Below are 13,057 nucleotides of genomic sequence, written 5' to 3'. Positions count from 1 at the left end.
CCGACGCTTTTGCGCGAGAGCACGTCCACGACGAAGGGCGTTGCCGCTTCCGCTGCGCCTTCGTCTGCGTAGGCAAGCGCGATGCCGCCCTCTATCTCGTGCAGGCCGGCGGTGCCCAGTGCGGCTGCCGTGAGGGCGGAGAGCTTCAGGAACGTGCGGCGGGTGAGCGGGGTTTCGGCGGACGCGGCTGCAAGGTCTCCGTGGGCGTTGACCTTGAAAGAGGAGGATGGACGTTGGGCTTGTTCAAGGGATTCATGGGGGCCTTCTTACTTTTGGGGCTTGGGCAGGCGAGGGGGGTGCTGGCAGGCTCGCAAGCGTTACCGAATGGTCTTGCCGTTCATGACCTGACCTCCTAAGGGGCGAGCCATCGACATCTTTGGGCGGATTGTAGCACGCGCAAAACGTGCGGATTGCCGTTTGGCGGCGCGGGGGGCGAGCGCATTCCGCGCAAGCGGAGGCGGCGCGATCCTGCGTTCGAAAAAAGTTCGGAGCAGATACTTGCTTATGAACAAAATACCAGTTCAATAGACATTTTTGTGCACAATAATCTGCGGCCGTTCGTACGATGAGCCCTTGACTTTCAGATTATTAAGCAACGTATAACCATTTCAGTTTTTATGGTTTCGAAGCCGCCGGTTTCATTTGCGCCGAGGGTGGGCTGCGGAATGAAAACTTTACGCGCGCGGGCATCTGGGCGGGTGGCAGCAGGTAGAATAGGTTCCCAACATCCTTTACTTTACGCGAGTCTCCCGGAGGCCTTTCCCCATGGTTGAACAAGCAGATGCATCGTCCGAACCCGACCAGACCGACAACGGCGCGTTTTCGCACGGGTCGCTCGGGCGGTTGGCGCCCACGTGGTGGGAGCCGGAGGAGGACGAGGCCGAGCCCGAGCCGTGGCTTGCGCCCGACGAGGCGCTCGACCGGTTCCTGGAATGGGTGGCCGTGCGCGGCATAGAGCTCTGGCCCCACCAGGAGGAGGCCCTCATGGACCTCATGGTGGGCGACCACGTGATACTGGGCACGCCCACGGGCTCGGGCAAGTCGCTCGTGGCGCTGGGAATGCACTTCATGGCGCTGGCCACCGGCCGCCGTGCGTACTACACGGCGCCCATCAAGGCGCTCGTGAGCGAGAAGTTCTTCGATTTGGTGGACATCCTCGGGCGCGAGAACGTGGGCATGATCACCGGCGATGCGCACATCAACGCGGAGGCGCCCGTGATCTGCTGCACGGCGGAGATATTGGCCAACCAGGCGCTGCGCGAGGGCGAGGGGGCCGACGTGGGCTGCGTGGCCATGGACGAGTTCCACTTCTACGGCGACGCCGACCGCGGTTGGGCGTGGCAGGTACCGCTGCTCACGCTGCCGAAGGCCCAGTTCCTGCTCATGAGCGCCACGCTGGGCGACGTGGGCGCCATCGCGGCGTCCCTTAAGGAGCGCACGGGCACGGACGTGGACGTGGTGGCCGATGCGCCGCGTCCGGTGCCGCTGGAATACGAGTACGTGGAGATGCCGCTCGAGGGCACGGTGGAGCTGGCGCTGCGCAAGGGCGAGGCGCCGCTGTACCTGGTGCACTTCTCGCAGGACGCGGCGCTCGCCACCGCGCAGGCGCTGTCCAGCTACGGCGTGGCCACGAAGGAGCAGCGCGAGCAGGTGAAGGAGGCCGTGCGCGGCACGCGTTTCACCACGGCGTTCGGCAAGACGCTCAAGCGCCTGCTGGCCAGCGGCGTGGGCGTGCACCATGCGGGCATGCTCCCGCGCTACCGCCTGCTGGTGGAGAAGCTGGCCCAGCAGGGGCTCCTGCCGGTTATCTGCGGCACGGACACGCTGGGCGTGGGCATCAACGTGCCCATCCACACCGTGGTGCTCACGGCGCTCACGAAGTTCGACGGCCACAAGATGCGCCGGCTGCGCGCCCGCGAGTTTCACCAGATCGTGGGGCGTGCCGGGAGGAGCGGTTTCGACACCGAGGGCATGGTGATAGCCGAGGCGCCCGAGCACGACATAGAGAACGCGAAGCTGGTGGCGAAGGCAGGCGACGACCTGAAGAAGCTGCGCAAGATAAAGAAGAAGCAGCCGCCCGAGGGGTTCGTCACGTGGAACAAGCAGACCTTCGAGCGCCTGATAGCCGCCGTGCCCGAGACGCTGAAGCCGCGCATGAAGATCACGCACTCCATGGTGCTGTCCGAGGTGGTGCAGGGCGGCGACGCGTACGCTCGCGTGCGGAAGCTCATAGCCGACTCGGCCCAGACCGACGAGGAGAAGGCGGCGCTCTCGGTGCGCGCCGACGAGATATTCAACACGCTGGCCAACGCAGACGTGATCGAGCAGGTGGAGGGCGAGGACGGCGCCGTGGAGTACGTGACCACGGTGGACTTGCCGGAGGACTTCGCGCTCGACCAGCCGCTGTCGCCGTTCCTCTTGGCGGCGTTGGAACTTCTGGACCCCGAGAGCGAGACCTACGCGTTCGACGTCATATCCATGGCCGAAGCCACGCTGGAGGACCCGCGGCAGGTACTGCGCGCCCAGGAGCGCGCGGCGCGCGACAAGGCCATGGCCGACATGAAGGCCGACGGGGTGGAGTACGAGGAGCGCCTGGAGCGTCTGGCCGAGGTCACGTACCCGCGGCCGCTGGAGGACTTGCTGGAGGCGGCGTTCGAACGCTACTGCGCCGAGGTGCCGTGGGCGCGCGACTTCGCGCTGGCGCCGAAGTCGGTGCTGCGCGACATGCTGGAGGGCGCGGCGGACTTCAAGGGCTACGTGCAGCGCTACGGCATCGCGCGCTCGGAGGGCACGCTTCTGCGCTACCTGGCCGACGCCTACCGCGTGCTCGACCGCACGATTCCCGCCGACAAGCGCGACGAGCGGCTGGAGGATATCATCGCATGGCTCGGCTTCGTGGTGCGCTCGGTGGACTCGAGCCTGGTGGACGAGTGGGAGAGCGCGGGTTCGATGTTCGAGGCCGCCCCGCCCTCGGCCGACGGCGCCGTAGTGCGCGACCGTCGCGGCCTCACCGTGCTCGTGCGCAACGCGCTCTTCCAGCGCGTGCGGCTGGCGTCGCAGGGCCGCGCGGCGGAGCTGGGGAAGCTCGACCAGGAGTGGGGCTGCGGCGAGCCGCGCTGGCAGCGCGCGCTCGACGCGTACTTCGAGGTGCATGAGGCCATTGCCATCGATGCCGACGCCCGCTCGGCGGCCTACCTGGCGATCGACGAGGCGGACGAGAAGACGGAGCGCGTATGGCACGTGCGCCAGATATTCAGCGACCCGGAAGGCGACCACGACTTCGCCATCGCAGCCGACGTGGATCTGGACGCCACCCAGGAGGAAGGCGAGGCCGTGTTCAAGAACTACCGCGTGGGCTTCGCGGAGGAGCTGGGGGAGTAGGAGCCGACGCGCAGGCTGCGGCGCGGTCGCGCCGACGCGGGGCGACCGCAGCTGTGCGGGCCGCTCCGGCGCGCAGGTTTGACGGGCCCGGAGCGCGCGCTCCGGGCCCTGCTGTGTTCGAGGGCGGTTTCAGGGGTGCAGTCGCGAAAGATCAGGAACCTGTGAACCACGCGCTTCCTTGGCGCTACTAAGGGGTTGCAGGCGACGAGAGGCGAAAGGCGGTGGCATGGGCGCTGGCGAAGTTGACGAGCAGCAGGCGCGTGCCGCGCTCGCGCGCATCGCGCGCGGCGACGAGCGTGCGCTCGAGGAGCTGTACCGGCTCTACGCCCCGGCTGTGCTTGCGTTCGCCTCGGCGCGCCTGCCCGACCGCGAGGCTGCCGAAGAGGTGGCGGCCGACGCATGGTTGGGATGCTGGCGCGCCGCGCCCGCGTTCCGCGGCGACAGCCGCGTGCTCACGTGGCTGCTGGGGATCGTGAAGCGCCAGGCTTACGTGCGCATGCGCCGCGTCCGGCCCCTCGAATACCCGCTCGACGACGAGGCGGCCAGCCTGGCCGACAGGGCGGACGGCCCCCTCGAGGTTCTTGCGGCGCAGGCGGGAGCGGACGAGATCATGGCCACGCTGGACGCGCTGCCATGCGAGCTGGCCGAGACGGTGCGGCTTGCCTGGTTGCACGAGCTTCCCTATGCGGAGATCGCCCAAGTGACCGACGTGCCGGTGGGCACGGTGAAGTCGCGCGTGTCCCGCGCGCGGGCCCTGTTGCAGAAGACGTTGGGGAGGCGGATATGAGCACGGACGGAACGGAGCCGCGTGCGGCGTTGCGCGAGGCGATGAGGCGGCAGGAGCGGAACTGCGCGAACGGCGTGCCCTCGTTCGCGCGCATTGCGGCGCGCATCGAGGACGAGCCGTCGGTTTTCGAAGCTCCTGCCTGGTCGGTGCGCCGGAGCGCGCGGCTGGCCGCGAGCTTGGCGGCCGTCCAGGTGCGCGTCATGCCGCGGGCGGTGCTGCCGGCGGCGCTTGCGATGGCCGCGCTGGCGACGGTGGCGGCGTGCTTCGTCGCTTCGGGCTGGGGCGCGGAGGGGGCCGCCTGGTGGTTCTCGGCGCTCCTGCTGCTGGGGGCGGCGCTCACCGTATGTGCGGCGCTCTCGTCCGATAAGGCCGATGTGCTGGCGCTGGCCATGCCGCTCGGGCCGCAGACGGTGCTGCTCGCGCGGCTGGCGACGGTGCTGGGCGTCGACGCGCTTGCGGGGCTCGCCGCCTCGGCGGCGTTCGCGTGGTGGGGCGCGCCGATGGAGCTCGGGATGCTCGTGTCCTCGTGGCTTGTGCCCCTCGCCGCCGTCGCGGGCGCCTCGGCGCTCGTCGCGGTGTGGGCGAACGCGTCGTGGGCCGGCGCGGTGGCTGGCGCGGTCCTCGTGCCGCTCGTGGTGCCGGCCGGCCGCGCGGCGGCCGATGGCGGCATGCTGTCGGCAATCGCGCAGCTGCAGGGCGTCGTCGGGTGCGAGGCGACGGCGATAGCGGGGTGCGTGCTTCTCGCGGCTGCGGTGGCCACGGCCCGTAAGGCGCTGATCGCGCACCTGGAGGCAGCATGAGATCGAGGAGGTTTCCCATGGATGCAGGGCATGGCAGCGGCGGCGGCCGCTTGGCAGGATCGGGCGGGCGCGCGCTTGTAGGTGCGCAGCTGCGGCGCGTGCTCGTCGTGGGCATCGTCGTGCCGCTGGCGGTCGGGGCGGTTATCGCGCTCGTCGGTGCCTGCTGGGCGTATGCGGCGGGTGCTGAGCCGGCCACGATGGCGATGATCGCGTTCACGCAGGCGTATCCGCTGACCGTGGGCGTGTGCGCCGTCGCGGTGCTGGCGGGCGACCCGCTCGTGGAGGTGCAGGCGGCCTTGCCGGTGGAGTTCCGCTGCGTGCAGACGCTGCGCGCGGGCCTGCTGTTGGCGGCGGGCATGGCGGGCGCGCTTCTGATGTTCGCGCCGCTCGAGGTGCTGGGCCTCGTGTACCGCGACATCGGATGGGCGGGGGCTCTCACGCCCGTTGGCGGCGCGGCCCTCATGGTGCTGGCGGCGTACGTTGCCGTGACGGTCGCGGGTTCTTCGCGCAGCGCCTCGCTTGCGGTGGTGGCGATATGGCTGTTCTTCGCGCTCGTCTGGGATCCGAACATGCCGATGCTCGCCCTTCAGCGCGGGCTGCCGTTGGCCGTGCTGCTCGCGGCGGGCGCTGGCGTTTGGCGCGCGCTCGGCTCGCCCGAGTACGCGTGGCGGAAGCTGGGAGGTGCGCGATGAGGTTCCTTGCGCTGGCACGCACCCATTTTCGCCTCGCCGCCCGGCAGCGGGCCCTGTGGATCGTCTCGCTCGGGCTCGCATTGCTGTCGGTCACGATCACGGTGAACCCGGGCCTCTCCTTCGAGACGGACAACCCGGCGGCGCTTGCCCTGACGGCCCAGATGCTCGCGTTGATGCCTCCCGTCGCCTACGCGGCGGCCTTCACCGACCTGGCCTCCGAGTCGGAGCGGCTCGGTATTTCGGAGATCGAGGCGTCCGCGCCCGTGCCTCCTTTCGAGTTGGTGGCGGCGCGCGTGGCGGGTGCGCTCGCGGCAATGGCTTTGCCGTCCGTCGGGGTGCTGCTGTTCTGCGCGGGCGGCCAGATGCTGCACGGCAACGTATGGGCGTTGCTCCAGGCGGCCGTCCTGCTCGCCGGCGTGGTGCTGCCTGCCGCGCTCGTCGCGGCGGCGCTTTCGGCGTTTGCCGGGTCTCTCCTGCCGCGCGCCCTTGCGCGGATCGCCGCCATCGTCGCCTGGTTCGGGGTGCTCTTCCTCGGCGTGTTCGTGCCGACCCCGACCGCCGGGGGCGGCCTGCGGGTCCATATCGCGGCCGACCCCGTGGCGCAGGTGCTCTTCGGCAGCACGCCGCTGCTCGATTCCCCCGAGTCCGCGGTAACCGCCGCCACGCCCCTCGAGGCCATCGCGCTGCTAGCGCTCAAGCTGGCTGCTGCCGTGGCGCTGCTTGCGGCGGCCGGCGCCATTGCCCGCAAGCGCACGTACCGGCGCCGTTGAGTCCGTCGCCGACGGGTGCACAGAAAGGAAACTCCCATGTTCATCTCCCTCGATCACTTGGGCAAGGACTTCCCGAAGAAGCCCTGCGCCCTCGACGGCCTCACGCTCGACCTGCCTTCCGGCATGATCGGGCTCATCGGTCCCAATGGCGCCGGCAAGACCACGCTCATGCGCATCCTCTGCGGCATCGTGGGCCCCACGCGGGGACGCGTGCTCGTGGACGGGCGCGACCTGTCCGAGCCGCGCAACCGCCGCGCGCTCAAGAAGGCCCTGGGCTACCTGCCGCAGGACATCGAGCCCTATCCCAACCTCACGCCGCCCGAGTTCCTCGACTACGTGGGCGTCCTCAAGGGCATGGACGACCGGCGCGCCCGGCGGCACCAGGCCGATGAGCTCATCGACCGCGTGGGGCTTGCCGATGTGCGCCGGCGGCGGATCGGCGGATTCTCGGGCGGCATGCGGAGGCGTGTGGGCATCGCCCAGGCGCTCATGGGCGACCCGCGCCTGCTCGTGGTGGACGAGCCCACGGCCGGCCTCGACCCCGAGGAGCGCATGCGCTTCCGCACGCTCCTGGCTACGCTCGGCGGCGAGCGCACGGTGGTGCTGTCCACGCATATCCTCGACGACGTGGCGCAGACCTGCCCTTATGTATGCGTGCTGCGCGGGGGCCGATTGCAGTACGACGGCGCCACCGCAGGCCTCATCGACGGCGCGCACGGACGCACCTGGCTCACGCCGCCGCTCATGGCTCCGCCGGCGGGAGCCGTCGTGGTGAATGCGGCGACCACGGCCCAGGGCACGCGCTACCGCATCGTCAGCGACGCGCCGCCCGCAGGATCGGCGTCCGTCGAGCCCACCCTCGAAGACGGCTACATGGCGCTCGCCGCCCGATGAGCCCCTTTGTTTCGCGCTCGTTTCCGAAAACCGGTGATGTCGTTGGTTTTGCGCGCGATGCGCCTGTGTGGGCCTGGGCTGGGGTATGATTGCGCGGTACACACGGGATGCGGGCGAGCCGCGCAACGAGGGAAAGGCTGACAATGGCGAAGATTCAGATGACCACGCCGCTGGTGGAGATGGACGGCGACGAGATGACGCGCATCATCTGGCAGATGATCAAGGACGAGCTGATCTGCCCGCACGTCGACCTCAAGACCGAGTACTACGACCTGGGCCTCGAGCATCGCAACGCCACCGACGACCAGGTGACCGTGGATTCCGCCGAGGCCACCAAGCGCCTGGGCGTGGCCGTGAAGTGCGCCACCATCACGCCGAACGCCGCGCGCATGGACGAGTACGACCTGAAGAGCATGTGGAAGAGCCCCAACGGCACCATCCGCGCCCTGCTCGACGGCACCGTCTTCCGCACGCCCATCACCGTGGCAGGCATCGAGCCGTGCGTGCGCAACTGGGTCAAGCCCATCACCATCGCCCGTCATGCCTACGGCGACGTGTACAAGAACACGGAGCTGCGCGTTCCCGGCCCCGGCAGGGTGGAGCTTGTCTACACCGCGGCCGACGGCACCGAGACGCGCGAGCTGGTGCACGAGTTCGACGGTCCGGGCGTGGCGCAGGGCATGCACAACCTGGATGCTTCCATCGAGAGCTTCGCGCGCAGCTGCTTCGAGTACGCCCTCGACGTGCGCCAGGACATCTGGTTCGCCACGAAGGACACCATCTCGAAGAAGTACGACCACCGTTTCAAGGACGTCTTCCAGGAGATCTACGACGCCGAGTACGCCGCGCGCTTCGAGGAAGCGGGCATCGAGTACTTCTACACGCTCATCGACGACGCGGTGGCGCGCGTGATGAAGGCCGACGGCGGCTTCATCTGGGCGTGCAAGAACTACGACGGCGACGTGATGAGCGACATGGTGTCGAGCGCGTTCGGCTCGCTCGCCATGATGACGTCGGTGCTGGTGAGCCCGCAGGGCTACTACGAGTACGAGGCCGCGCACGGCACCGTGCAGCGCCACTACTACAAGCACCTCAAGGGCGAGGAGACGTCCACGAACTCGGTGGCCACCATCTTCGCGTGGTCGGGGGCGCTCCGCAAGCGCGGCGAGCTGGACGGCCTGGACGACCTCGTGGCGTTCGCCGACCGCCTGGAGCGCGCCACGCTCGACACCATCGAGGCCGGCGAGATGACGGGCGATCTGGCCCTCATCACCACGCTTCCGAACCCGGTGAAGCTCTCCACCCGCGACTTCATCCTCGCCATCGCGAAGCGCCTCGCGGCGTAGCGCGACCGCGCACCCCAAGCTCCTCGGCGCCCGGGATCCGTCCCGGGCGCCGCTGTTTTCCGCGTGCGAGGTTGATGGCATAGAAGCAGCACATCCCTTGTCTGACCAGCCCCTTAAAAAAATTTTGAACCGGCAATCGCGCATGTTCGCCAGTTCCGGTTTGGCATACTTACCTTCTTGGAGCCGCGCCGCCGCGGCTTTGATGCGCTTTGCCGCCTTTGCGCGGCCGGGCGCATGCTTCGGGGCGAGCCCGCAGATGCGAGACGGCATGCGGGGTCGGGCGGAGGTTATCCGATGGGAGGAAGTACATGGGCAAGGTGAGGACGAGAGGCGCGGCGCTTCTGCTCGTCGCCGTGGCGCTGGCCTGCGCGCTTGCTGGGCTGGCGGGGTGCAGCGGCGAGAATGCAAAGGGCTCCCCGGCGAGCGGCAAGGCGCTGCGCGTGGGCGTGCGCAGCGACGTGGTGGGCTTCGGCTACCTGAACGAGGGAACGGGCAAGTACTACGGCTTGGAGATCGATATTGCCGAGGAGATGGCTGCGCGCATGGGCTACGGCTCCGTGGAGTTCGTGACCGTGACGCCCGATACCCGCAAGGACATGCTGGTGAACGGCGAAGTCGACTGCATGGTGGCCTGCTATTCCATTGCCGAGTCGCGCGAGAAGAACTTCGATTTCTCGCCGTCCTACTACACGGACGCCTCCATCGTGATGGTGGAGAAGAGCTCGCTCGTGTCGAGCATCGACGACCTCAAGGGGCTCACGTTCGGCACCATGGCGGGGACGAACACCGCCCCGCAGCTGGCGCTCAAGCTGACGGAGTCCGGCTTCACGTCGGGCGAGGCGCTGGAGCAGACCGAGGACCACTCGATGACCCGTTTCGATAACTTCCGCCTTGTGCAGATGGCATCCTACCAGGACCTCAGCCGGGCACTCGAGGAAGGGTCCATCGATGCGGCCTGCATGGACGGCGCTATCGCGCATACCTACCTGAACGCCGACCGCAGCATGCTCGACTACGTCATCGACACGCAGGAATACGGCGTTGCCACGCAGAAGGGCTCGGCGTTGAGCAAGCCGGTATCCGACGCCATCCAGGGCATGCTCGACGACGGCACCGTTGCGGCGCTCACGGACAAGTGGAACTAGGGAGGCGCTGGGGCATGTCGAGAAAACTCAAAGTCAAGATCGCCGTCCTCGTTTTGGTGGCAGCCGCGAGCATGGCGGTCATGGGCGTGCTGCTGTCCATGATGCAGACCGAGCTGTCGCTGGACGGCTACGCGAGCGAGATGCAGCAGGAGTCCGACGCACTGGAGGGCCTGTTGACGTTGGCAGACGAAGGCGTGGAGCAGAACACCGTCACCTTCGACGAGATATACCAGTCCAAGGCGGCGAGCGTGGCCTTCATGGCGAACAACGACGCCGGCTTCGCGGCGACCGATGCGAAGATGGTCGAGTACCAGGACCTTTTGGGCGTGGACAACGTGCTGGTGGTGTCGCGCGACGGCTCCATCGTCGCGAAGGCGCAGGACACCCCCGCGAACTTCGCGTATGCGCGCTTCAACCAGCTGCGCACCGTGTTCGATGACGGCAAGCCCTCCGCGGCCGTGGAGGTGGAGCTGCCCGAACAGAACTGGCTCATGCGCTACTACGCTGCCCGCATCGACGACGGTTCCATGGTGGTGGTCGAGCAGGGCCCTGAGGAGCTGCGCCAGCTCGTGGAGGACACGGGCTTGACGAAGAGCGTGCTCAAGGATATCGCCATCGGCCAGCACGGCTACGTGTTCGCGGTGTCGGCGCAGGACTACCTGGTTGAGTACCACCCGAACGACCATCTTGTGGGCACCGACGCCATCGACGGCGGCATCGACGTGGCCGACCTCGAGGACGGTTCGCTCGCGTGGATGGAGCTTGCCGGCGAGAGCCTGTACGGCCAGGTGAGCAAGATCGGCGACACCTACTACATCGCCGCCGTGCCTGAGAGCGACATGGCCGCCACCCGCAACATCACGGTGGGAGTGATCCTGTTCATCTTCTTCGCGGTCATGGCCGTGGTCATCATGTACGGCATCTTCGTCATGCGCGAGGACGAGCGCGAGGGGCGCGACCCCGAGGACTACCGCGCCGTCGGGCCGCTGCGCTACAACAAGGTGGTCGGGCGCAAGGCGGCGGTGCTCTCGTTCGTGGGCTTTCTGGCTGTTCTGGGCGTATCGTTCTACATGCAGACGCTGTTCGCGCTATCGTCCCAATCCGTGGCCAACAACGAGCGCGCCGCCGAGGTGGTCGAGACCACCCAGCGCACCCAAGCGCGCATGGACGAGCTTGTCAGCCAGTACGACGAGCGCTATCTGGGCAAGGTGCGCGTGGCCGGCTACATCCTGGACCAGAACCCCTCGCTTGCGAACCGCGACGACCTGCAGAGGCTGGCCGACGTCCTCATGATCCAGTACGTGTTCACGTACGACGGGAACGGCGTGATGACCGCGACGAACTCCTCCTACGCGAACTTCACCTTGAGCGAGGACCCCGAGGACCAGTCCTCCGAGTTCCGCAAGCTGCTCCAGGGCGCGGACTCGGTGGTGCAGGAAGCGCAGCCCGACGAGATATCCGGGCAGCTGCGCCAGTACATCGGCGTGCCTCTGCACGACGAGGCCGGCACTGTGAACGGCGCCGTGCAGATCGGCATTCGCACGACGCGCCTGGAGAATCTGTTGGAGACCGTTACCGTGGACAGCGTGCTGGGTGGCGTGAAGGTGGGCTCCGAAGGGTTCGCCTTCGCCGTGAGCAAGGACGACCGCACCTTCGCGTACTTCCCCGACCAGCGCCTTGTCGGCAAGGACGCGCTGGAGCACGGCATGACGGAGAACCAGCTGAAGGGCGGCTACTGCGACTACCTCACCGTGGAGGGGACGACGTACTACGTCTCATCGGCCGAGGCGGAGAACTACTTCCTGTACGTCGCCGACACCGAGGGCGAGCTCATGGCCGAGCGCGTGCCGCTCACCGTGGCCACGGGTGGCGTGGCCCTCGTATGCCTCGTGGTGATATTCCTGCTGCTGGCCTTCGAGCCGAGGGGCAGCGTGACTGTGGCCAAGGCGCCGGTCGAGGCCGACGCGCGCATGATCGACGTGAAGATGCCGAGCGGACGCGTGGCCAAGACCGAGTCGGCCGCCAGCCGCTGGATCGCCCGTTCGTTCAAGTGGGGCGAGAAGACGGCCGAGCAGAAGACGGCCACGGTGGTGCGCTGGCTCGTGGGCGTGTTCGTGATCGCCGTGTTCGCGGCCGTGGTGTTCCGGGAGAGCATCTTCGGCCAGGGCTCGATCTTCTCCTATATCCTGGGCGGCAACTGGGAGCGCGGCGTGAACGTGTTCGCCCTCACGGCGTGCATCATGTTCGTGTGCGTGGCGCTGACCGTGGTCGCGCTCGTTCAGAAGCTGCTGAACCTGCTGGCCACCGTGCTGGGCGCGCGCGGCGAGACCGTGTGCCGCCTTCTGGGCAGCTTCATCAAGTACGCCACCATCATCGGCATGGCGTACTACTGCCTCATGCTGGTGGGCGTGGACACCACCACGCTTCTGGCCTCGGCCGGCATCCTGTCCATCGCCATAAGCTTCGGCGCGAAGGAGCTGGTGAGCGATATCCTCTCCGGCCTGTTCATCATCTTCGAAGGCGAGTTCCGCGTGGGCGACATCATCAAGGTGGGCGACTGGCGCGGCACCGTGGTGGAGATCGGCGTGCGCACCACCAAGGTGGAGGATGGCTCCCAGAACATCAAGGTCATCCGCAACAGCGACATCAGCAACGTGATCAACATGACCAAGGAGACGTCCTACGCCTCGTGCGACGTCGGGATAGAGTACGGCGAGTCGCTCGAGCGCGTGGAGAACATCCTGTCCAAGGAGCTGCCGAACATCCGCAAGCGCCTTCCCGCCATCATCGACGGGCCGTTCTACAAGGGCGTCGTGGAGCTGGGCGACAACAGCGTGACCATCCGCATCGTGGTGCAGTGCTCCGAGAGCGACCGCCTGCAGCTGGAGCGCGACCTGAACCGCGAGATGAAGCTGATCTTCGACAAGTACGACATCAGCATCCCGTTCCCGCAGGTGGTGATCAACCAGCCCACCGAGTTCAAGAAGGCGACCGCAGCCGAGCAGCGCAGCGCCGACCAGTTCAACGCGCAGCAGAAGGCCGCCGCCCGGGAGCTGGGCAACGACGAGGACGACGAGACGCGGTAGCGCCCGCGTTGGCGAGGGGGCCGACGGCCCGGAGCATCGTGCTTCGGGCCGTCGACGGCTTTGCGTTGACGAATGTAACGTGTTCGTCAATCTTGCGTGACGTTCCGTGCCGAGAGGACTATCATTGTTCGGTATTTTATCGGGCGGAGAAAGGGT

At 67.7% G+C, this 13,057-nt stretch carries 9 protein-coding genes and 1 pseudogene; 9 read left to right on the top strand and 1 reads right to left on the bottom strand.

Annotated elements, in window-relative coordinates:
* Positions 1–107 precede the first annotated feature (107 nt).
* A pseudogene (locus tag C1877_RS16050) lies at positions 108–164 on the bottom strand (twin-arginine translocation signal domain-containing protein); the annotation flags it as partial.
* 601 nt (positions 165–765) lie between these two features.
* Between C1877_RS16050 and C1877_RS14080 the strand changes: the two are divergent.
* The 9 genes from C1877_RS14080 to C1877_RS14040 all read left to right on the top strand — a co-directional run bounded on the left by C1877_RS14080 (position 766) and on the right by C1877_RS14040 (position 12,901).
* The gene (locus C1877_RS14080; RefSeq protein WP_015540275.1) at positions 766–3,381 is read left to right on the top strand and encodes a DEAD/DEAH box helicase; all 2,616 of its coding nucleotides are present in this window, start codon (positions 766–768) and stop codon (positions 3,379–3,381) included.
* Between the two features lie 226 nt (positions 3,382–3,607).
* Positions 3,608–4,168 carry an RNA polymerase sigma factor gene (locus C1877_RS14075; RefSeq protein WP_015540276.1) on the top strand — a complete coding sequence of 187 codons (561 nt, stop codon included), beginning with the start codon at positions 3,608–3,610 and terminating at the stop codon, positions 4,166–4,168.
* Positions 4,165–4,968 carry a hypothetical protein gene (locus C1877_RS14070; protein WP_114569451.1) on the top strand — a complete coding sequence of 268 codons (804 nt, stop codon included), beginning with the start codon at positions 4,165–4,167 and terminating at the stop codon, positions 4,966–4,968. The genes C1877_RS14075 and C1877_RS14070 overlap by 4 nt, the downstream gene beginning before the upstream one ends.
* Positions 4,969–4,985: 17 nt before the next feature.
* Positions 4,986–5,660, top strand: coding sequence for a hypothetical protein (locus C1877_RS14065; protein WP_015540277.1), 675 nt, complete (start codon positions 4,986–4,988; stop codon positions 5,658–5,660).
* Positions 5,657–6,430, top strand: a complete 774-nt coding sequence (locus C1877_RS14060; protein ID WP_015540278.1) for a hypothetical protein — start codon at positions 5,657–5,659, stop codon at positions 6,428–6,430. Before C1877_RS14065 ends, C1877_RS14060 begins: the two co-directional genes overlap by 4 nt.
* A gap of 36 nt (positions 6,431–6,466) precedes the next feature.
* Positions 6,467–7,324 carry an ABC transporter ATP-binding protein gene (locus C1877_RS14055; protein WP_015540279.1) on the top strand — a complete coding sequence of 286 codons (858 nt, stop codon included), beginning with the start codon at positions 6,467–6,469 and terminating at the stop codon, positions 7,322–7,324.
* Positions 7,325–7,467: 143 nt separating this feature from the next.
* A complete protein-coding gene (locus tag C1877_RS14050) occupies positions 7,468–8,670 on the top strand; it encodes an NADP-dependent isocitrate dehydrogenase (protein ID WP_015540280.1) in 1,203 nt (400 codons plus the stop codon).
* Between the two features lie 308 nt (positions 8,671–8,978).
* Entirely contained in the window at positions 8,979–9,815 is an 837-nt protein-coding gene (locus C1877_RS14045; protein ID WP_015540281.1) for a transporter substrate-binding domain-containing protein, read from the top strand.
* Positions 9,816–9,829: 14 nt separating this feature from the next.
* Complete coding sequence (locus tag C1877_RS14040; protein ID WP_015540282.1) at positions 9,830–12,901, top strand: mechanosensitive ion channel domain-containing protein; 3,072 nt, start codon at positions 9,830–9,832, stop codon at positions 12,899–12,901.
* Positions 12,902–13,057 lie beyond the last annotated feature (156 nt).

This window comes from Gordonibacter pamelaeae, from assembly GCF_003340385.1.
Taxonomy (GTDB): domain Bacteria; phylum Actinomycetota; class Coriobacteriia; order Coriobacteriales; family Eggerthellaceae; genus Gordonibacter; species Gordonibacter pamelaeae.
The sequence above is the reverse complement of the archived record's forward strand: the minus strand, read 5'-3'. Positions and strand labels throughout refer to the sequence as shown.

What these genes read in the sequence shown, in the direction of transcription:
- C1877_RS14060 (WP_015540278.1), top strand. Translation starts at nt 5,657, where the DNA reads ATGAGGTTCCTTGCGCTGGCACGCACCCATTTTCGCCTCGCCGCCCGG.
- C1877_RS14040 (WP_015540282.1), top strand. Translation starts at nt 9,830, where the DNA reads ATGTCGAGAAAACTCAAAGTCAAGATCGCCGTCCTCGTTTTGGTGGCA.
- C1877_RS14045 (WP_015540281.1), top strand. Translation starts at nt 8,979, where the DNA reads ATGGGCAAGGTGAGGACGAGAGGCGCGGCGCTTCTGCTCGTCGCCGTG.
- C1877_RS14065 (WP_015540277.1), top strand. Translation starts at nt 4,986, where the DNA reads ATGGATGCAGGGCATGGCAGCGGCGGCGGCCGCTTGGCAGGATCGGGC.
- C1877_RS14050 (WP_015540280.1), top strand. Translation starts at nt 7,468, where the DNA reads ATGGCGAAGATTCAGATGACCACGCCGCTGGTGGAGATGGACGGCGAC.
- C1877_RS14080 (WP_015540275.1), top strand. Translation starts at nt 766, where the DNA reads ATGGTTGAACAAGCAGATGCATCGTCCGAACCCGACCAGACCGACAAC.
- C1877_RS14055 (WP_015540279.1), top strand. Translation starts at nt 6,467, where the DNA reads ATGTTCATCTCCCTCGATCACTTGGGCAAGGACTTCCCGAAGAAGCCC.
- C1877_RS14070 (WP_114569451.1), top strand. Translation starts at nt 4,165, where the DNA reads ATGAGCACGGACGGAACGGAGCCGCGTGCGGCGTTGCGCGAGGCGATG.
- C1877_RS14075 (WP_015540276.1), top strand. Translation starts at nt 3,608, where the DNA reads ATGGGCGCTGGCGAAGTTGACGAGCAGCAGGCGCGTGCCGCGCTCGCG.